Origin of the sequence: Variovorax paradoxus (assembly GCF_029919115.1) — a bacterium.
Lineage (GTDB): Bacteria > Pseudomonadota > Gammaproteobacteria > Burkholderiales > Burkholderiaceae_C > Variovorax > Variovorax paradoxus_O.
On record NZ_CP123990.1, the window covers coordinates 4,889,029 to 4,906,794 of the forward strand.

Here is a 17,766-nt window from a genome sequence, read left to right on the forward strand (position 1 = left end):
GTTCAGTGCGACGCTTCGGCCAGCGTCGCGTCGGCCTTCACGGTTCTGAGGAGCGCGAGCATCTCGGCTTCGATGCGCTTCAGGGCCGCATCGGTCTGGCCTTCGAAGCGCAGCACCAGCACCGGCGTGGTGTTGGAAGCGCGAATGAGGCCGAAGCCGTCGGGCCAGTCGACGCGCAATCCGTCGATGGTCGAGACCACCGCGGGTGCCGCAAAGCTTGCGCTTGAAACCAGCTTTTCGACCACCGCATGCGGCTCGCCTTCGGCGCACTTCACGTTGAGCTCGGGCGTCGAGAAGCTCGTGGGCAGCGCGTTGAGCGTGTCGCTCGCGTTGGGCGTCTTGCTCAATATCTCGAGCAGGCGGCAGCCCGCATAGGTGCCGTCGTCGAAGCCGAACCAGCGCTCCTTGAAGAAGATGTGGCCGCTCATTTCGCCGCCGAGCGGTGAATCGATTTCCTTCATCTTGGCCTTGATGAGCGAATGGCCGGTCTTGAAGATCATCGGCTTGCCGCCTGCGGCCTCGATGGCCGGCCCCAGGCGCTGCGAGCACTTCACGTCGTAAACGATGGTGCCGCCCGGCACGCGCGAAAGCACGTCCTGCGCAAAGAGCTGCATCTGGCGGTCGGGGAAGATGTTCTGGCCGTCTTTCGTGACGATGCCAAGGCGGTCGCCGTCGCCGTCGAAGGCCAGGCCCAGTTCGGCGTCGCCCGTGGCCAGCGCGGCCATCAAGTCCTTCAGGTTTTCGGGACGGCTCGGGTCGGGGTGGTGGTTGGGAAAGTCGCCGTCGACCTCGCTGAACAGCTCGGTCACTTCGCAGCCGATGGCGCGGAAGATGGCGGGAGCCGAAGCGCCCGCAATGCCGTTGCCCGAATCCACCACGATCTTCAGTGGCCGCGCCAGCTTGATGTCGCCGACGATGCGCTTCACATAGGCCTCGGTCACATCGACATTGCGCACGCTGCCGCCCGGTGCCAGCTTGGCGGTGCCTTCTTCCATCCCCTTGCGCAGGCCCTGGATCTCGTCGCCGTAGATGGCGCGGCCTGCCAGCACCATCTTGAAGCCGTTGTAGTCCTTCGGATTGTGGCTGCCGGTCACCTGGATGCCGCTGCTCGACAGCGTGTGCGCCGCAAAGTACAGCATGGGCGTGGTCACGGCGCCCACGTTGATAACCTCGATGCCGGTGGCGACAAGGCCCTTGATCAGTGCTTCGGCGAGCGCAGGGCCCGACAGGCGGCCGTCGCGGCCCACGGCCACGGTTTTTTCACCGGCGGCACGGGCGGCGCTGCCAAAGGCCCGGCCGAGCGCTTCGGCGACCTCGGCATCGAGCGTGACGGGTACCACGCCGCGGATGTCGTAGGCCTTGAAAATCGACGCACTGAGTTGCATGAGAAGGCATTCCCTGTAGTTCTAAAGACCGAGCCATTGTAGGCAAGCAGCCTGGTGCCCACATGTCCGAAAACGGCCAGTTGAAACGAGTCGAAACCGTATCATTTGCCCATGCCTTCCACACATGCCTCCACCGAAGTGCTCGAGAGCGACGCCTGCTACCTGGCAATGAAGACGCACGATGCGCGCTTCGACGGCACGTTCTTCACGGCGGTGACCTCCACCGGCATCTATTGCAGGCCGGTCTGCCGCGTGAAGCTGCCCCGCCGCGAGAACTGCCGGTTCTTCCGCCATGCGGCGCAGGCCGAGGCGGAAGGCTTTCGCCCTTGCCTGCGCTGCCGGCCCGAACTGGCGCCGCGGGCGGCAAGCTGGTCCACCGAAGATGCCTCGCGCATTCTCGCGCTCCAGGCCGCGCGCCTCATCGACGAACCCGATGCCTGGACCGAGGACGGCCCCGGCGCCGCACAGATTGCAGCACGGCTCGGCGTGAGCGATCGGCACCTGAGGCGCATCTTCGAGGCGCAGTTCGGCGTCTCGCCCCTGCAATACCTGCAAACGCGGCGGCTGCTGGCCGCCAAGCAGCTGATTGCCGACACGCGCCTGCCCATGACGCAGGTGGCACTGGCCAGCGGCTTTGCGAGCGTGCGCCGCTTCAACGCCGCATTTCTGGAGCACTACGGCCTCAACCCGAGTGCGCTGCGGCGCGCGGGCGGCGCGGAGGGCGGTGAAGCAAAAGCCATCGAAGTGCGCCTGGGCTTTCGCCCGCCGTACGACGTGAACGCAATGCTCGGCTTCTTTGCGCGCCGTGCACTGCGGGGCGTCGAAGTTGCGTTCACCGCCGACGGCAAGGAGCCCGCCAAGGGCAGCACGCCAACCTTTGTGCAGCTGGCCCGCACGCTGCGCGTGCAGCAAGGCACGCAAACGCACGCCGGATGGCTGCAGTTGCGCTTCGACATGGAGCGCGAGCAGATGCTGCTCTCGGTGAGCGATTCGCTTGCCGCGGTGCTGCCGATCGTGATCAGCCGCGCGCGGGCCATGCTCGACCTCGATGCCGAGCCGATGGCCATCAACGCCGCGCTGCACGAAGCCTTTCCGCACGGCGACGGGCTGCGCGTGCCGGGCACCGTCGACGGCTTCGAACTCGCGGTGCGCGCAGTGCTGGGCCAGCAGATCACGGTGGCTGCGGCGCGCACGCTGGGCTCGCGGTTGGTGGCTGCGTTCGGCGAACCCATTGCCACCCCCATCGAGGGCCTGGACCGGTTGTTCCCCACGCCTGCAGCCGTGGCGGCCGCGAGCGGAGATGCACTTGGGCAGCTCGGCATCGTGCGCCAGCGGCAAGCCGCGCTGCAGGCCATTGCCCGCGAGGTCGCGGCCGGCAAGCTGGCGCTGCATGCGCGTGCCGACGTGCCTTCGACCATCGCCGCGCTGCAGGAGTTGCCGGGCATCGGCGCCTGGACCGCGCAGTACATCGCCATGCGCGCGCTGCGCTGGCCCGATGCGTTTCCGGCCGGAGACGTCGCGCTGCAAAAAGCATTGGGCGTGACAACCGCACGCGCGGCGAGCGAGTCATCGCAGGCATGGCGCCCCTGGCGCAGCTACGCGGTGCTGCGCGCATGGCATGCACCGTCGCCATTACCGGCAACCGCCACAACCGCGGAACCACCCGCGGCAGAACCTTCTTCCAGCAACATCACAACGGCAGGCGCCTCCGCCTGAAATGTCATGAAGTTCAAGACCAAAGTCATCTACACATCGCACATCGAAACGCCGCTGGGCGGCATCACCATGGCCGCCACCGACGAAGGCCTGGCGGGCGTCTGGTTCGACCAGCAACGCCATTGGCCCGACACCACGGGCTGGCAACCCAAGGACGATCATCCCGCGCTGGTCGAAGCCGGGGCGCAGCTGCGCGACTACTTTGCCGGCAAGCGCGACACCTTCGATGTGAAACTCGATCTGTCGCACGGCACCACGTTCCAGCAGAGCGTATGGCAGGCACTGCTTGCCATACCCGCGGGCAAGACGATGACCTACGGCGCACTGAGCGCCAACGTGGGCAACCCTGGCGCGGTGCGTGCGGTGGGTGCGGCCGTGGGACGCAACCCGATCAGCGTGATCGTGCCTTGCCACCGCGTTCTCGGTGCCAACGGCTCGCTGACCGGTTACGCTGGCGGGCTTCACCGCAAGACCGCCTTGCTGGAACTCGAATCGAAATAGGCCTGGCCCCGGCCGGGCGCGCAGATCAAGAGAATGCAAGAGAACGTATGACTACAACAACAAAAGACAACACCGCAGCCACCGACTCGCCAAAGCCCAAGGCATGGCTCATCGATCTCGTGCTGCTCGGCGCGCTCTGGGGCGCGTCTTTTCTTTTCATGCGCATCGGCGCCGCCGAGTTCGGTGCCTTGCCGGCGGCCGCGGTGCGCGTCGGCGTGGCCACGCTCTTCTTGTTGCCGCTGCTCTTCATGCGCGGCCACGGTGCGGCGCTGGCGCAGCACTGGAAAGCCTCGATGGCGATCGGCGTGCTGAACTCGGGCATTCCGTTCGCACTGTTCTGCTTTGCGCTGCTCACCATCAACAGCGGCCTGGCCGCGGTCATCAACGCCACCGTGCCGATGTTCGGCGCGCTCGTGGCCTGGGCCTGGTTTCGCGACCGGCCCGATGGCTCGCGCATCGTCGGGCTGGTCATCGGCTTTGCAGGCGTTGCCATGCTCGCAAGCCGCAGCGCGGGCCTGCATGCCGATGCCGGAGGCAATGCCGCGCTGTGGGCCGTGCTGGCCTGCCTTGGCGCCTGCGCAAGCTATGGCGTGGCAGCCAGCGCCACGCGGCGCTACCTGGGCGGCGTGCCTGCGCTGGCCACGGCCACCGGCAGCCAGATCGGCGCCACGCTGTTCCTTGCGTTGCCCGCGCTGTGGTTCTGGCCCACGCAAATGCCCAGCCTGCGCGCATGGCTCGCATTGCTGGCGCTGGGCATTGCCTGTACCGGCCTGGCCTACATCCTGTTCTTCCGGCTCATCGCCAACGCGGGTCCGGCGCGCGCCCTGACCGTGACCTTCCTGGTGCCGGTCTTCGCGGTGTTCTACGGCGCCGTGTTCCTGGGCGAAAACATCACGCAGTGGATGCTGATCTGCGCGGCGGTCATCGTGTGCGGCGTGGCGCTTTCCACGGGCCTCGTCAAGCTGTGGCCGGGCGCCGGCTCGGCAGCCGCTACATCGCCGCCGCGACCACGTTGACCGACAGCGCAAGCACCAGCATGTTGAAGCCGAAGGCGAGCACGCTGTGCATCAGCGTGATGCGCCGCATCTCGCGCGAGGTGGCCTGCACGTCGGACACCTGCGAGGTCATGCCGACCACGTAGGCGTAATACAAGAAGTCGAAGTAGTCCGGCTCGTCCTTGCCCGGAAAATCCAGGCCCCCGTCGGGCGAGCCGTCCCGCTGGTCGATGTAATAGCGATGCGCGTAGTGAAAGGCGTAGATCGTGTGCATCATGAGCCACGAGCCGACCAGCGCCACCAGCCCGAGCGCAATGTGCCCGGTGCGCGCGGGCCCGCTCAGCAGCTTGACCTGCTGAAGCAGCATTGCAATGGCCACCACGCTCGCACCAATTGCGACCAGCATCGACACCAGGATCACCATGTTGGGTTGGTCCAGCGCTTGCGCACGCTCACGGGTTCGCTGTGCATCGAAGGTGTGGGCCAGCCACCATGTGAGCACCAGGTAGACCGCAGCACTCACGCACCAGCCCGCAAGGCCGCGCGCCATTGCGTCGACCGGCCACGGGATTGCTGCGACGACCAGGCCTGCGACTCCGCCGTAGAGAAGACGCTGCGGGCCGGTGGTGGTGGACAGGTGTTTGCGCATGTTCAAAGCTTACCTTGAGTACTTTTTCAGGCGTGCAGAACATGTGCATGGGCACTGTCCTACAAGCGGAGCGGCGATCAGCGCATGGAGATTTGGCAAGCGCGCTATTAACTTGTCGGTCATCAAAAGGGAGCCCCGCCCGGAAGCACCGCGCGCATAAAAATTGCGTGTCGGGCCCGAGGCATTTTTTTTGCCTTCTGAAGGACCTTTCATGCTGCTGCCTCGCTCCCGCCCGCTCGCCAATACCGCCAGATTGACGACGCTGGGTACATTGGCCGGTGCCGGATTGCTCTTTGCCCATGCAACCGCCTGGGCGGAACCTTCGCCCGCATTGGACCGGTTCAGTTTTTCGGTGGGAGCCTTCAGCGCCGATCCCAAATTCAATGCCTCGGTAAGCTCGCCCTACGGCGCGCTGCGAACGCGTGACCTCGAGCCCGGGCGCGTAACCATGCCGCGCGTGACTGCCGACCTGCTGATCGGCGACAGCCACGGCCTGTCTTTCGACTACTACCGCTACAAGCGCGACTACTTCGGCCAGGCGGGAGGCAGCGAATCGCTCGGCGGCTTCGGCACGTTCAACGCCCTCGGCAATGCCAGCCTCAATGTGAAGCTCGACTTTGCCAAGCTCTCGTACAAGTGGTGGCTCGGCACGGGCAACACGGTGTTCGGCCTTGGCGCGGGCGCGGCCTATTACCGCATCAATGTGGGCGCCAACGCCAACGTGGCGGTCAACGGGCGCATCGGCCAGTTGAACGAAGACGCGAGCGACGATGCCGTTGCGCCCTTGCTCGAAGTTGGCGTGCGGCACGCCATCAACCCCGACCTGCGCCTGTTTGCAGACCTCTCCGGCGTGCGCAAGGGCGGCGGCCGCTTTCACGGCAACATCTACAACGCCAGCGCGGGCGTGGAGTGGTTCCCGGTGAAGAACGTCGGCCTGGTGCTCGCCTACGGTGTCACCAACATCGATCTGGCACGCGAAAGCAGCACTGCGGAAACGCGCGTCAAGGTCAAGCTGCACGGGCCGTCAGCCTTCCTCAAGGCGCGGTTCTGAAACCGCTCCGCGGCCGCCTCCTTGCCATGCATGCCATGGCCGGGGCGGCGCGCGCATAGGTGCTTGCGATCATCGGCGGCCACGCCACGGCCCCCTATGATCTTTTGATGTACACCCCCGCCCCACTCCGCTCCGACAAACTCGATGGGTACGCCGCCAGTGCGCCTCGTACCCGCAAGCTGCGCTCGTCAGGCCTCGCCGTCTCGGCGGCGGCGCTGCTGCTGGCGGCGGGCGCACCGGCGCACGCGCTGGTCATCGGCGTGACGGAAGGCGTGAGCTACCAGGTCACCGAAAGCCAGATCGCACCGCGCTTCGAGCCCATTGCCGAGGTGCTGAGCAAGGCGCTGAAACAGCCGGTGACCATCAAGGTGTTGATTTCTTACAACGGCGCACGCGAAGCGTTGAAGGAACAACAGGTCGATTTCGCCTTCGTCCACCCGGCCCACGTAGCGCTCGAAGCCGTCAAGAGCGGCCGCTACCAGGCACTGGCCTGGACGGGAGGCTTCACCGCGTACAAGGTGTCGCTGCTGTGCAAGGAGCCGCAACCCATTTCCGACTGGAAGAGCATCGCCGGAAAGGGCCTCGTGATGCCCGACCCGGATTCGATCACTTCGGTGATCACGCGCGCCATGCTGCGCGAGCACGGGCTGCAGCCCGCCGCGCTGAAGCTCACCAACACACGCTACCAGGACGCCGTGCCCTTCTACGTGAAGAACGGCTTCGCGGCCTATGGCGCCACCGCCGCATCGGGCGTGGTCAAGACCTGGACGGAGGGCGGCGGCAACGTGTGCGCCGAATCGCGCGCGGTGCCCATCAAGCAATGGCTCGCGTCGCGAAAGCTCGATGCCGCCACCGTGGCCGCCGCGCGGGAAGCCCTGCTGGGGCTCGCACAAAGCGATGCCGGCAAGCGGGCGCTTGCAACCTCGACCTACACTGGGTTTGTCGCGCCGTCGGCAGAGGTCGAGGCAGCCTTGCTCACCTGGCTGGGCATCTGAAAACCGGCGGGCGCGGCGCTCAGGCCCCGTTCCTTTTCCGCTCTTCCAGAATTGCCCCATGCACGATCTTTCCAGCTTTCCCATCACCAAGAAATGGCCCGCTCTGCAGCCTGACAGGTTGCAGCTTTATTCGCTTCCTACGCCCAATGGCGTCAAGGTTTCGATCATGCTGGAAGAAACCGGGCTGCCCTACGAGCCGCACCTGGTGAGCTTTGAAACCGGCGACCAGATGTCGCCGGAATTCCTCTCGCTCAATCCGAACAACAAGATTCCCGCCGTCCTCGATCCCGATGGCCCCGGCGGCAAGCCGCTCGCGCTGTTCGAGTCGGGCGCCATTCTTCTGTACCTGGCCGACAAGACCGGCCAGTTCATTCCGCAAGATGCCGCGGCCCGCTACGAAGCGATCCAGTGGCTCATGTTCCAGATGGGCGGCATCGGCCCCATGTTCGGCCAGCTCGGCTTCTTCAACAAGTTTGCGGGCAAGGACTACGAAGACAAACGCCCGCGCGACCGCTACGTGGCCGAATCGAAGCGGCTGCTCGGCGTGCTCGACAAGCGCCTCGAAGGGCGCGATTGGGTCATGGGCAACAGCTACACCATTGCCGACATTGCCATCTTCCCGTGGGTGCGCAACCTGATCGGCTTCTACGAAGCAGCCGACCTGGTGGGCTTCAGCGAGTTCAAGAACGTGGCCCGCGTGCTCGAAACCTTCGTTGCGCGGCCCGCCGTCGTGCGAGGCCTGGGCATTCCGAAGCGCGGCTGATCGCAGGGGGCGGCGCATCCGCCGCCCAATCCGAAAACAGAACTATTCATTTTCGGAGCAGGTGTCGCTTTCAGGCACGCACTTGGGTTTCCGAATCTTTATCGCGCGTCGTTCAGCAGCGGTTAAGGTTACACTTCAATAAGAATAATTCTTATTCAACCATCCGAGTCACCCTTCACACTGAAGCCGGTGGCCGGCCGGGAACCACCATCACTGCGAATGCTTGCGAGAAGGCAATCGGATGCGCGACCTCGTCCAGGAACTGCTGGCTCACTATGCGGACTTGCGCCGGCAGCTGACGCGCGACCTGCGGGACCCGCACTACGCGGCGGACATCGCGCAGTCCAGCTTCGAGCGGGTGTATGCGCACGCACTCAAGCTGAACAAGGACATCCGCGTTGGGGCGGCAACCGGCGGTTCGCAGGGTGCGGGCATCGAATCGCCCCGCGCCCTGCTGTTTCGCGTGGCGCGCAACCTGTGCGTGGACGACGCGCGTCACCGCAAGGTGGCGCAGGACTGGGTCAGCACGCATTTCAGCGCCGGTTCACGCCAGACGGTGCCGTCTTGCGAATACATCGCCTCCCAGCAGCAGGTGCTGGCGCGCGTGGTCGAAACGCTCGAAACACTGCCGCCGCGGCGGCGCGAAGTGTTTTTGCTGTTTCGCGCCTACGGACACACGCGGGCGGAAATCGCGCAGCAGCTCGGCATCACTGAAATGGCGGTGGCCAAGCATCTGCTGCGCGCCGCCATCGACTGCTCGCGCGTGTTTGCCGCGCTGCGTTCGGAACTGGTCGAGCAGACCACGGTCTCGAACCGAACGGGCTTCGACGCGAAGCTGGCCGAAGACTTCGCCTGAGCGCCGCAACGTGGCAAGCGCGCCGGAAGAAAAGCTCATCGAGCGTGCACTCGCGCTCATCGTCGAAAGCGAAAGCGCCCCGCAAGATGCGGCGGTTGCCGCGCGCCTGGCCTTGAGCCGCTGGCGCAGCCGATCGGCCGAACACACGGCAGCGGCGCAAGAAGCGCGGCGGCGCTGGGACGCACTCGGCGGCATTGCGGCAGAACTGCGCAATCTGCAAAAGTAGCGCCGCCGGGCTTCACTGCAGGCGCCCCTCTTCGCGCTGCGCCTCTTCCATCGACGGCTTGATCAGCGCGGCGCCGGTCAGTGCCCACAGCGTCAGCACGTCGTCCAGCGCGCAGATGTTGCCGGGGTTCACGCCAAGCCAGCGTATGAGCTCTTCGGCCCGCTCCGGCGAGGGCGAATCATGCAGCGTGCAGAAGAGCGTCCAGGCGACGTCGAAGGCCGGGTCGCCGCCGGTCGGCCGGGTCGTCTTGTCTTTCATTACCCTCCTTCACGCTGCGAGGCTTTCCTGCGATTCGCGCACCTTGTCCTCGACGATCTTTCCCGCCTGCATGGTGATGACGCGATCGGCCAGGTGAAAGTAGCGGTCGTCGTGCGAGATCACGACCAGCAGGTGTCCCTTGGCGCGCAGTTCGGGCAGCAGTTCGGTATAGAAAAGATGGCGGAAGGTCGGGTCCTGGTCGGCGGCCCATTCGTCGAACACCAGCACCGGGCGCCCTTCAAGGTAGGCGTGCACCAGCGCCAGCCGCTTGCGCTGCCCGGTCGAAAGGTCGGTGGTGCTGAATGCGCCGTTCTTCAGGCTCACCTTGTGGGCAATTTCCAGCCGCTCCAGATAGGGCAGCGCCGTTTCGGGCAACACCTCCATGCCGGCGCCGCCTTCGCTTTCTTCACCGGCCACGAGGTCTTCGAACAGATAGAAGTCGGAGAACACCGTGGTGAACAGCTGCCGGTAGTCGTCGCGGCCTTCGGGCTTGACCACCGAGCCGTCGATCAGCACGTCGCCTGCCTGCGGCGCATACAGCCCGAGCAGCAGCTTGATCAGCGTGGTCTTGCCGGAGCCGTTGTCGCCCACCACAAACACCATTTCGCCGCGGCGCAGCTTCAGGTCGATGGGCCCGAGCGCAAAGGCCTCGCCGCCTTCGGGCGCATCGAACGCATAGCGCACGCCGCGCATGCCGATTTCATTCTTCAGGATGACGCCGTTGGACGCGCGCTCCAGGTGCAGGTGCGGCTCCGGCGTGGCAAAGCGTGCCGACAGGTCGCCAATGCGCTGGAAGGCCACCTTGGCACGGCCCACCCCGGGCAACAGGAGCGCGATCTGGTCCAGCGGGCCCTTCAGGAACAGCAGCACCAGCACGAAGCCGCTGAGCACCGCGGGCTCGGTCGGCTGGAACGCAGCCCAGCCCAGGATCAGCGCAATCAGCAAAAAGAACAGTGCCGAGCCGAAGGCGGTGGCAATCACATAGGTGTTGATGGCACGCCCGTTGACGACGCGGATGGTGTCGACAATGCGCTCGATCTGGCCGGAGAACATGCGCGTGCGGCGCGTGCGGTGCATGCGCAGCTCCTTCGCGCCTTCGCTGATGGCCCGGTAGGCCTTGTGCAGCTGGTCTTCCTGCTCGCGCGCTTTCCAGAAGCCGGCTTCGCCGCGGATCTGCGCCATGAGCTGCACCGTGATGCCGATCACCAGCGCCATCAGCATCAATCCGAACAGCGGCAGCGAAAGGAACGCGAGGTAGCTCAGGCAGCCCAGCGCCACGGCAATTGCGATCAGCATTCCCGACAGCGCGAACGCCACGTCGCTGATCATGTCCACGTCCTGCGACAACACCGGCATCAGGCGGTGCGTGCGGTAGCGCTCCAGCGCATCAATGGGCGCCGCGAGAATTTTCTGCGCAAGGCTCTTTCGCACCTGGGCCACCAGGCGCTGGCCGACGAAGTTGGTCGACACGTCCGACGCCATGCGCCCGAAGAGCGCCACGCCGCACAGGCCGATGAAAGTCAGCAGCAGGCCACCCGCCAGCCCGCCCGGCTGGTTGAGCACACGGTTGATGGTGCCGAGCAGCGCGACCGTGGCGGCACCGGCGCTGATGCCCGTGACCGCGGACAGCACTATCCACGGAAGAAAGGGTTTCAGCAGGCGCCCGATCTCGGCGCCGTTGCCTGCGGTGGTAGTTGTCATGCAAAGGCTCTTTCCGCCCCGGGGGCGACAGCGTGGAAACGACCATGCCGCCCGGCACAGCCCCGGTGGCTTCGTGCCACCTACTGCCTAGACGGTTGAGCCGCGGCAATGTTCAGCGCGGTGCGCGTGAACAGTTGCCCTGCAAATCCGTCTTGATGGCATGACCTCGCCGACGGCCGATCCGTGATCCCGCTGCTGGAGCCCCTGTTCCCCGGCGAGCTGGCCGTGCATGGCGAAAAGCTGCAATGCGCCGACGCCGTGCCGCCCGGCGCGCTGCGCGTGGCCGACCTTGCGCAATCGCCCGCGCTGCTTGCCGACGTGCTGCAGAGAAATGCGCGCTACCGGGGCGTTGCCGGCACAGACCTGCGCGCCGTTGCGTCCGCATGGAGCCTCGAATACATCGCGATGCTGCTGCCGCCCGTGATGGCCGCGGCCAGCATGCTGCAGCACGTGTTTCCGGTTGCGGCGGAACACACCTGGGTGCGGCTCGACGCGCATGGCGGCCCCGCGAGCTTTCACATCCGGCACATGGGCCGGCCGCACCACGGGGCCGGCACCGCAGAGCGCTACGCGCCGCTGCTATGGCAGCACCTTGCGCCGCTTTTCGAAGCGCTCGCGGGGACGACGCGGCTTGCGCCCAAGATTCTCTGGAGCAACACCGTGCGGCTCATGGAGCCCGTATTCGACGTGGCGTTGGCCGCCACCGGCGGCGCACCGTCGATCTCGCGCGACCGGCAGCTGCTGCTGCACAGCGCCACATGGCCGAACGAGCTTCGCCCCAACCCGCTTCACGGCCGCGAACGCAGCCACCGCGTCAAGCTGCACCGGGAGTGCTGCCTCAACTACCTGTTGCCGCACGAGCACCACTGCAACGCCTGCCCGCTTGCACCGGAGCATCGCGGTTTCGGGTGAACAGATTGCGGGCCATTCCGTCTTCCATCTATCCATCCATCGCACACATATGCCCAAGGCCAAGCTCGTCTACATCCTGTCTTTGAGAAATGCCGCCGCCGACAAGGCCGGCCAGCATATTGCATACAAGGGCGAGCAGCGCTACATGGCCTCCCCGCTCGAGTACCTGGCCAAGGCGCTCGATGAGACGCCGCTGGGCGACGCCTACTCGCTCGAAGGCATCGTCATCGACGACGATCCGCGCTCGCCGAAAGACCAGGCCGCGCTGCAGGACTACGGCTTTTCATGCCAGCCCGACAAGAAATGGATCTTTCCGGCGGGTTTGAAGACGCAAGGCAAACAGCTCACGGACATCTTCCATTCGGTGCCTTCCGAATACAGGCGGCTGCCGCTCGATTCAGCCGAACGCCCCGCAGGCAAGAGCCGCTTCGAGCGCACCCTGCTCGACAAGCTGCTGACGCTGCAGGCCGACATCGTCGTGCTCGACGGCCTGCTCGTGATCCTCGACGAGCTGGTGCGGCCCGGCGCACCGTGCCGACATCGTCGTGCTCGACGGCCTGCTCGTGATCCTCGACGAGCTGGTGCGGCCCGGCGCACCGTTCCACCGCAAGATCGTCAACATCCATCCGGGCATCACCCGTATCGAATCGCCCTACGAGCGCCGCGGCGCCTATGCCACGCTCGATGCGCTGCACGGTGCGCAGGGCCGCAAGATCGTGAACTGGCAAACGATGGAAAGCGTGCCCGTGCCTCCGCTCTACAAGACAGGGGCCTCGCTGCACTACGTGGACAACGGCATCGACTCCGGCGAGGTGATCCATGACGCGTTGCGCACCACCATCGACCCGAACGACACCATCCTCGAGCTGCGCTGGAACAACTTCAACCACAGCCTCTTTGCCGCGCTGCACGAGGGCCTGGCCCTGCTCGCAGGGCAACGGCAACCGCTCACCGAAAGAACCGCATGACGCCAACTCCCCATGTCTCCTATGCGGGCGGCATGCCGCACGCCATCACGCGCGACGGCGACGCGCTCAGCGTGCGCAACACGCAGGACGAAACACGCTCGCTCTGGAAAACCAGCCAGGCTGCTTCAGGCGCCGTGCTCCAGTGGGTGGACGGCAGCAATGCGTCCACGGCCCACCTGCTGGCCGCCCTGGAAGGCGCGTTCGAACACCACCCGGCCCTCAAGACGCTGCGCGTTGCGCCGAGCCAGCCGGCGACGTCGCTCGTGCAGGCCGGCGTGCTGCTGCAAGCCGAAGGCGGCCAGGCCCTCGCCTGCCGCGACATGCTTTGGCAGCAGCCTTCGCTGTGGCTACCCGCAGTGCACGCCCCCATGGCCCTGCAATACGCACTGACCAAGGGCAAGCGCCACCCCGTGCGCCCGCCCAAGCCGCGCGGCGTGCTCTACCAGCGCTTCATTCCCTGGCTCGGCAAGACCTTTTCGTTTCGCAGCTTCGACTTCGAGGCCGACCTGCCGATGTTCAACCGCTGGATGAACGACCCCGACGTGGCCGTGATCTGGGAGGAAGAAGGCGACCTGGACAAACACCGCCAGTACCTCTCGGCCATCGACCGCGATCCGCACATGTATTCGATGATCGCCTGCCTCGACGGCGAGCCCTTCGGCTACTTCGAGATGTACTGGGCCAAGGAAAGCCGCATTGCGCCGTTCTACGACGTGGACGACTACGACCGCGGCTGGCACGTTCTGATCGGCGAGCCGGCGTTTCGCGGCAAGGCCTTCGCCACCGCCTGGCTCACCTCCATCTCTCACTACATCTTCTTGTGCGACCCACGCACCCGGCGCGCCGTGGGCGAGCCGCGCATCGACCATCTGCAGCAGATCCGCAACCTCGACAAGTCCGGCTACGCGAAGGTGAAGGAATTCGACCTGCCGCACAAGCGCGCCCTGCTGGTCGTGATGCTGCGCGAACGCTACTTCACCGACGCCCTCTGGCTGCCCCGCAGCGACGCCGCCGCCACGCCTGCCCAACATTCTGCGTAAAGGAAAAACCGCCATGGTGATTCACGACCTCATCGGTATCGGCTTCGGCCCTTCGAACATCGCACTGGCCATTGCGCTGGACGAGAAACGGCGCGACGGCCGCCGCGTCGATGCGATGTTCATCGAGAAGCAGGCCGGCTTCGCCTGGCACAAGGACATGATGCTCGACCAGGCGCACATGCAGATCTCGTTCATGAAGGACCTGGCAACGCTGCGCAACCCCACCAGCCGCTTCACCTTCATCAACTACCTGCATGAAAAGAAGCGCTTGCAGGACTTCATCAACCTGAAGACCTTCTTTCCCAGCCGGCACGAGTTCAACGACTACCTGGGCTGGGCCGCATCCCAGTTCGAAGATGCCTGCGTCTACGGAGAAGAAGTCTTCGAGGTGCTGCCCGAAAGAGAAGGCCATGGCGGCGAGGTCTCGCTGCTGCGCGTGCGCTCGCGCGACGGCACCGGCCACGTGACAGAACGCCTTGCACGCAACCTGGTCGTGAGCATTGGCGGCATGCCCAACATTCCGGACGGATTCCGCGCACTCAGGAACGACCCGCGCGTGTTCCATTCGAGCAGCTACCTGCGGGACATGGCCCGCCTGCCCGATGCCGCAAGGATTGCGATCGTGGGCGCGGGCCAGAGCGCGGCGGAGATCTTCATGGACCTGCAGGGCCGCCCGCACGCGCCGCAGGTCGACCTCATCATGCGGGCCCGCTCGATCCGCCCGTCGGACGACAGCCCCTTCGTGAACGAGGTGTTCAACGTCGAGTTCACCGACTACATCTACAGCCAGCCTGAAGACGAACGCGCCGCCCTGATCGACGAATTCGGCCACACCAACTACGCAGTGGCCGACCTCGACCTGATCCAGCAGATCTTCAAGATGTTCTACGAGCAGAAGGTTCGCGGCGAAGAGCGCATGCGCTTCCTGCGCCGGCACGAGATCCGCGGCGTGCATGCGGCGGGCGATGGCATCCACCTGACCCTGCACGACCAGAACACCGGCCACGAAAACACCCTGCTCTACGATGCCGTGGTGCTGGCCACCGGCTACGGCCGCGAGCAGCACAAGGCGCTGCTGACGCCGCTTGCCCCCTACCTTGGCGATTTTTCGGTCGACCGCCACTACCGCGTGGGCAGCACGCCGGACTTTCACCCCGCCATCTTCCTGCAGGGCGCCTGCGAGTCGTCTCACGGGCTGAGCGACACCCTGCTGTCGGTGACATCGGTGCGCACGGGTGAGATCGGCAATGCCCTGCTCAGGGCGATTCCGGCCGGCGCGGCGGTGGCCGCCACTGCCGTGAATGCCGCAAACAGCCCCCGCCATGAGCGGCAGCCAGTGCAGGCCTAGGCACGGCTACCCGGCGCCGGGCAGGCAAAAAGAAAAGGAGACAGCCTGCTGTCTCCTTTTTTTTAAGCCAAACGTCTCATGTATGGAAGCGCCAAGGTGCCGAAATCGGCCAGCCCTGGGCGTCGCAACGTGAACACGTCGTATTCAAGCACCTGGAGTATCAACTTTATGCGTCCCCTGCCCCGTCAACGTCTATTGAATGCCGCGCTCGCCGCGGCCTTTGGCACGGCCTTTTCCCTTTGCAGCGTGAGCGCCCTGGCGCAGGCGGCTGGACAGCAGCAGCGGGCCGGCGATTCGACGCTGCCCGCCATCACGGTGAACGCCGACACGGAAGAAACCGCCACCGGCCGCGTCAACGGCTATCTTGCCAAGCGCAGCACGGCCGGCAGCAAGACGGACACGCCGATCGTCGAGACGCCGCAGTCGATCTCTGTCATCACGGCCGACCGCATGGACGCCATCGGCGCCACCAACGTGAAGGACGCGCTCGGCTATACCCCGGGCGTGAGCATTGCACCCTTCGGCGCCGACTCGCGCTACGACTGGATCTCGATCCGCGGCTTCGACGGCTATGCGCCGGGCTTCTACCTGGACGGCCTGCCGCTGCGCAACAACGGCACCTGGGGCCTCTGGAAAACAGAGAACTACGGCAGCGAACGCATCGAAGTGCTGCGCGGCCCTACCTCGGTGCTCTATGGCATGGCAAGCCCGGGCGGTGTGGTCAACATTGCGAGCAAGCTGCCCACGGCAGAGCCCGTTCGCGAGATCCAGCTGCAGTACGGCAACGACGCCCGCCGCCAGGTGGCCGGCGATTTCTCGGGTGCACTCGACTCGGAAGGCAAGGTGCTCTATCGCATCACCGGGGTGCTGCGCGATGCCCAGCTGCCCGGCGGCAGCTCGCGCGACGACCGCACCTACATTGCGCCCTCGATCACCTGGAAGCCTTCCAGCGACACCACCTTCACGCTGCTGGCCCAGTACCAGAAGAACCGCGCAGGCAGCTACACCCGCATTCGCCCCGCGGCCGGCTCGCTCACGCCAACGCGCATCGGCACCTACATTCCCGACGACCTGAACGCCGGTGATCCCAACTTCGATCACTTCAACCAGGACCAGAAGATGATCGGCTACCAGCTCGAGCATCGCTTCAACGACACCTTCACCGTGCGCCAGAAGCTGCGCTACGGCAAGCTCGAGGTCGACTACCGCGCCCTGCAGGCGCCGAACTTCGTGCCCATGGACCCGGCGAACGCCCTGAGCTTCGAGAACTACCGCTACCTGAACCGCGGTGTCTTCGGCAGCCAGGAAAGCACGTCGTCCGTCACCATGGACAACCAGCTGCAGGCCGACCTGCGCTCGGGCGACTGGCGCCACAAGGTGCTCGTGGGCCTTGACTACCAGCGCACCCGCATCGACCAGTACACCTACAGCAGCGGCTTCGGCGCGCCGCTGCTCGACATCTACGCGCCCGTGTACGGCGGCACCATCGACATTCCGCAGCCCTACGTCAACGGCGTGAGCCGGCTCGCGCAGACCGGCATCTACCTGCAGGACCAGATCAAGTGGGGCGATCGCTGGTCGCTCACCATCGGCGGGCGCTACGACACCGCGCAAAGCACCAACTACAGCCGCCTGGACGGCTCCACGCAGCGCATTTCGGAGCACAAGTTCACCAAGCGCGCGGGCCTGGTCTACCTGGCCCCGAACGGCCTGGCGCCGTACCTGAGCTACTCGGAGTCGTTCGCGCCCATCGGCGCGCTCGACCCGGCGACCCGGACCCCCTTCAAGCCTGAAAGCGGCCGCCAGTACGAGGCCGGCATCCGCTACCAGCCGCCGGGCGGCAAGTCGCTGTACAGCGCGGCCATCTTCGACCTGCGCCGCAAGAACTACATCACGTATGACGCGACCTTCATGCCGAAGCAGACCGGCGAGATCTCGGTGCGGGGCCTCGAGCTCGAAGCCACCACCGAACTCATGCCGCGCCTGAACCTCACGGCCTCCTACGCCTATACGCCGCGCGCCATCGTCACGGCCAGCAGCCGCGCCGAAGAAATCGGCAAGCAGGCGATGTCCGTTCCGCGCAACCGCCTCTCGGTGTGGGCGGACTACCGCTTCAGCAACGGCCTGAAGGTGGGCGCGGGCGTGCGCTTCAACGGCTCGACCCGCGGCGACGCGGAAGTCGTCGCGCCGGCCAAGGTGCCTTCGTACACGCTGCTGGACGCCATGATCGGCTACGACATCGACCGCTGGACGCTGGCGCTGAACCTGCGCAACCTGACCAACAAGACCTACGTTGCGAACTGCGCCTACGGCTACTGCTACCTGGGCACGCAGCGCACGGCGGTGGCAACGGCCACCTATCGCTGGTAAGCCCTTCGGCCCCAAAGAGCCAAGGCCGGATG

General features: G+C 65.7%; 16 protein-coding genes and 1 pseudogene. 13 read left to right on the plus strand and 4 right to left on the minus strand.

Annotated features, from left to right (window positions below):
* Window positions 1-2 precede the first annotated feature (2 nt).
* The gene (locus tag QHG62_RS23500) at window positions 3-1,385 is read right to left on the minus strand and encodes a phosphomannomutase/phosphoglucomutase (RefSeq protein WP_281148033.1); all 1,383 of its coding nucleotides are present in this window, start codon (window positions 1,383-1,385) and stop codon (window positions 3-5) included.
* A 111-nt stretch (window positions 1,386-1,496) separates the two neighbouring features.
* On the opposite strand from QHG62_RS23500, the gene QHG62_RS23505 reads away from it, so the two are divergent.
* From QHG62_RS23505 to QHG62_RS23515, 3 genes are read left to right on the plus strand one after another with little or no spacing between them, the layout of a single operon-like run.
* Window positions 1,497-3,101 carry a DNA-3-methyladenine glycosylase 2 family protein gene (locus QHG62_RS23505; protein ID WP_281148034.1) on the plus strand — a complete coding sequence of 535 codons (1,605 nt, stop codon included), beginning with the start codon at window positions 1,497-1,499 and terminating at the stop codon, window positions 3,099-3,101.
* Between the two features lie 6 nt (window positions 3,102-3,107).
* Entirely contained in the window at window positions 3,108-3,602 is a 495-nt protein-coding gene (locus tag QHG62_RS23510; RefSeq protein WP_281148035.1) for a methylated-DNA--[protein]-cysteine S-methyltransferase, read from the plus strand.
* A 47-nt stretch (window positions 3,603-3,649) separates the two neighbouring features.
* Window positions 3,650-4,618, plus strand: a complete 969-nt coding sequence (locus QHG62_RS23515) for a DMT family transporter (protein ID WP_281148036.1) — start codon at window positions 3,650-3,652, stop codon at window positions 4,616-4,618.
* Here QHG62_RS23515 and QHG62_RS23520 read toward each other — a convergent pair.
* The gene (locus QHG62_RS23520; protein ID WP_281148037.1) at window positions 4,593-5,246 is read right to left on the minus strand and encodes a DUF1345 domain-containing protein; all 654 of its coding nucleotides are present in this window, start codon (window positions 5,244-5,246) and stop codon (window positions 4,593-4,595) included. The genes QHG62_RS23515 and QHG62_RS23520 overlap by 26 nt on opposite strands.
* A 211-nt stretch (window positions 5,247-5,457) precedes the next feature.
* On the opposite strand from QHG62_RS23520, the gene QHG62_RS23525 reads away from it, so the two are divergent.
* From QHG62_RS23525 to QHG62_RS23545, 5 genes are all read left to right on the plus strand, one after another.
* Window positions 5,458-6,297, plus strand: coding sequence for a hypothetical protein (locus tag QHG62_RS23525; protein WP_281148038.1), 840 nt, complete (start codon window positions 5,458-5,460; stop codon window positions 6,295-6,297).
* Window positions 6,298-6,404: 107 nt separating this feature from the next.
* Complete coding sequence (locus tag QHG62_RS23530; protein ID WP_281148039.1) at window positions 6,405-7,292, plus strand: phosphate/phosphite/phosphonate ABC transporter substrate-binding protein; 888 nt, start codon at window positions 6,405-6,407, stop codon at window positions 7,290-7,292.
* A gap of 58 nt (window positions 7,293-7,350) precedes the next feature.
* On the plus strand, window positions 7,351-8,055 hold the full coding sequence (locus QHG62_RS23535; RefSeq protein ID WP_281148040.1) for a glutathione S-transferase N-terminal domain-containing protein: 705 nt from the start codon (window positions 7,351-7,353) through the stop codon (window positions 8,053-8,055).
* A 241-nt stretch (window positions 8,056-8,296) separates the two neighbouring features.
* Window positions 8,297-8,911 (plus strand): RNA polymerase sigma factor, encoded by a 615-nt coding sequence (locus QHG62_RS23540; RefSeq protein WP_281148041.1) that lies wholly within the window; start codon window positions 8,297-8,299, stop codon window positions 8,909-8,911.
* Window positions 8,912-8,921: 10 nt separating this feature from the next.
* On the plus strand, window positions 8,922-9,137 hold the full coding sequence (locus QHG62_RS23545) for an iron dicitrate transport regulator FecR (protein ID WP_281148042.1): 216 nt from the start codon (window positions 8,922-8,924) through the stop codon (window positions 9,135-9,137).
* A 12-nt stretch (window positions 9,138-9,149) separates the two neighbouring features.
* On the opposite strand, the gene QHG62_RS23550 is transcribed toward QHG62_RS23545, so the two are convergent.
* Window positions 9,150-9,395, minus strand: coding sequence for a hypothetical protein (locus QHG62_RS23550; protein ID WP_281148043.1), 246 nt, complete (start codon window positions 9,393-9,395; stop codon window positions 9,150-9,152).
* A gap of 9 nt (window positions 9,396-9,404) precedes the next feature.
* The gene (locus QHG62_RS23555) at window positions 9,405-11,096 is read right to left on the minus strand and encodes a cyclic peptide export ABC transporter (RefSeq protein WP_281148044.1); all 1,692 of its coding nucleotides are present in this window, start codon (window positions 11,094-11,096) and stop codon (window positions 9,405-9,407) included.
* Between the two features lie 183 nt (window positions 11,097-11,279).
* On the opposite strand from QHG62_RS23555, the gene fhuF reads away from it, so the two are divergent.
* The 5 genes and pseudogenes from fhuF (at window position 11,280) to QHG62_RS23580 (ending at window position 17,734) form a co-directional block, all read left to right on the plus strand.
* Window positions 11,280-12,008: a siderophore-iron reductase FhuF gene (gene fhuF / locus QHG62_RS23560; protein WP_281148045.1), complete on the plus strand. Its 729-nt coding sequence runs from the start codon at window positions 11,280-11,282 to the stop codon at window positions 12,006-12,008.
* A gap of 49 nt (window positions 12,009-12,057) precedes the next feature.
* Window positions 12,058-12,976: pseudogene (locus tag QHG62_RS23565) on the plus strand (N(5)-hydroxyornithine transformylase PvdF).
* Complete coding sequence (locus QHG62_RS23570; RefSeq protein ID WP_281148046.1) at window positions 12,973-14,016, plus strand: GNAT family N-acetyltransferase; 1,044 nt, start codon at window positions 12,973-12,975, stop codon at window positions 14,014-14,016. Before QHG62_RS23565 ends, QHG62_RS23570 begins: the two are co-directional and overlap by 4 nt.
* Before the next feature lie 13 nt (window positions 14,017-14,029).
* Window positions 14,030-15,364, plus strand: coding sequence for a lysine N(6)-hydroxylase/L-ornithine N(5)-oxygenase family protein (locus QHG62_RS23575; RefSeq protein ID WP_281148047.1), 1,335 nt, complete (start codon window positions 14,030-14,032; stop codon window positions 15,362-15,364).
* Between the two features lie 168 nt (window positions 15,365-15,532).
* Window positions 15,533-17,734, plus strand: coding sequence for a TonB-dependent siderophore receptor (locus tag QHG62_RS23580; protein WP_281148048.1), 2,202 nt, complete (start codon window positions 15,533-15,535; stop codon window positions 17,732-17,734).
* Window positions 17,735-17,766 lie beyond the last annotated feature (32 nt).

What these genes read in the sequence shown, in the direction of transcription:
- QHG62_RS23500 (WP_281148033.1), bottom strand. Translation starts at nt 1,385, where the DNA reads ATGCAACTCAGTGCGTCGATTTTCAAGGCCTACGACATCCGCGGCGTG.
- QHG62_RS23505 (WP_281148034.1), top strand. Translation starts at nt 1,497, where the DNA reads ATGCCTTCCACACATGCCTCCACCGAAGTGCTCGAGAGCGACGCCTGC.
- QHG62_RS23510 (WP_281148035.1), top strand. Translation starts at nt 3,108, where the DNA reads ATGAAGTTCAAGACCAAAGTCATCTACACATCGCACATCGAAACGCCG.
- QHG62_RS23515 (WP_281148036.1), top strand. Translation starts at nt 3,650, where the DNA reads ATGACTACAACAACAAAAGACAACACCGCAGCCACCGACTCGCCAAAG.
- QHG62_RS23520 (WP_281148037.1), bottom strand. Translation starts at nt 5,246, where the DNA reads ATGCGCAAACACCTGTCCACCACCACCGGCCCGCAGCGTCTTCTCTAC.
- QHG62_RS23525 (WP_281148038.1), top strand. Translation starts at nt 5,458, where the DNA reads ATGCTGCTGCCTCGCTCCCGCCCGCTCGCCAATACCGCCAGATTGACG.
- QHG62_RS23530 (WP_281148039.1), top strand. Translation starts at nt 6,405, where the DNA reads ATGTACACCCCCGCCCCACTCCGCTCCGACAAACTCGATGGGTACGCC.
- QHG62_RS23535 (WP_281148040.1), top strand. Translation starts at nt 7,351, where the DNA reads ATGCACGATCTTTCCAGCTTTCCCATCACCAAGAAATGGCCCGCTCTG.
- QHG62_RS23540 (WP_281148041.1), top strand. Translation starts at nt 8,297, where the DNA reads ATGCGCGACCTCGTCCAGGAACTGCTGGCTCACTATGCGGACTTGCGC.
- QHG62_RS23550 (WP_281148043.1), bottom strand. Translation starts at nt 9,395, where the DNA reads ATGAAAGACAAGACGACCCGGCCGACCGGCGGCGACCCGGCCTTCGAC.
- QHG62_RS23555 (WP_281148044.1), bottom strand. Translation starts at nt 11,096, where the DNA reads ATGACAACTACCACCGCAGGCAACGGCGCCGAGATCGGGCGCCTGCTG.
- QHG62_RS23570 (WP_281148046.1), top strand. Translation starts at nt 12,973, where the DNA reads ATGACGCCAACTCCCCATGTCTCCTATGCGGGCGGCATGCCGCACGCC.
- QHG62_RS23575 (WP_281148047.1), top strand. Translation starts at nt 14,030, where the DNA reads ATGGTGATTCACGACCTCATCGGTATCGGCTTCGGCCCTTCGAACATC.
- QHG62_RS23580 (WP_281148048.1), top strand. Translation starts at nt 15,533, where the DNA reads ATGCGTCCCCTGCCCCGTCAACGTCTATTGAATGCCGCGCTCGCCGCG.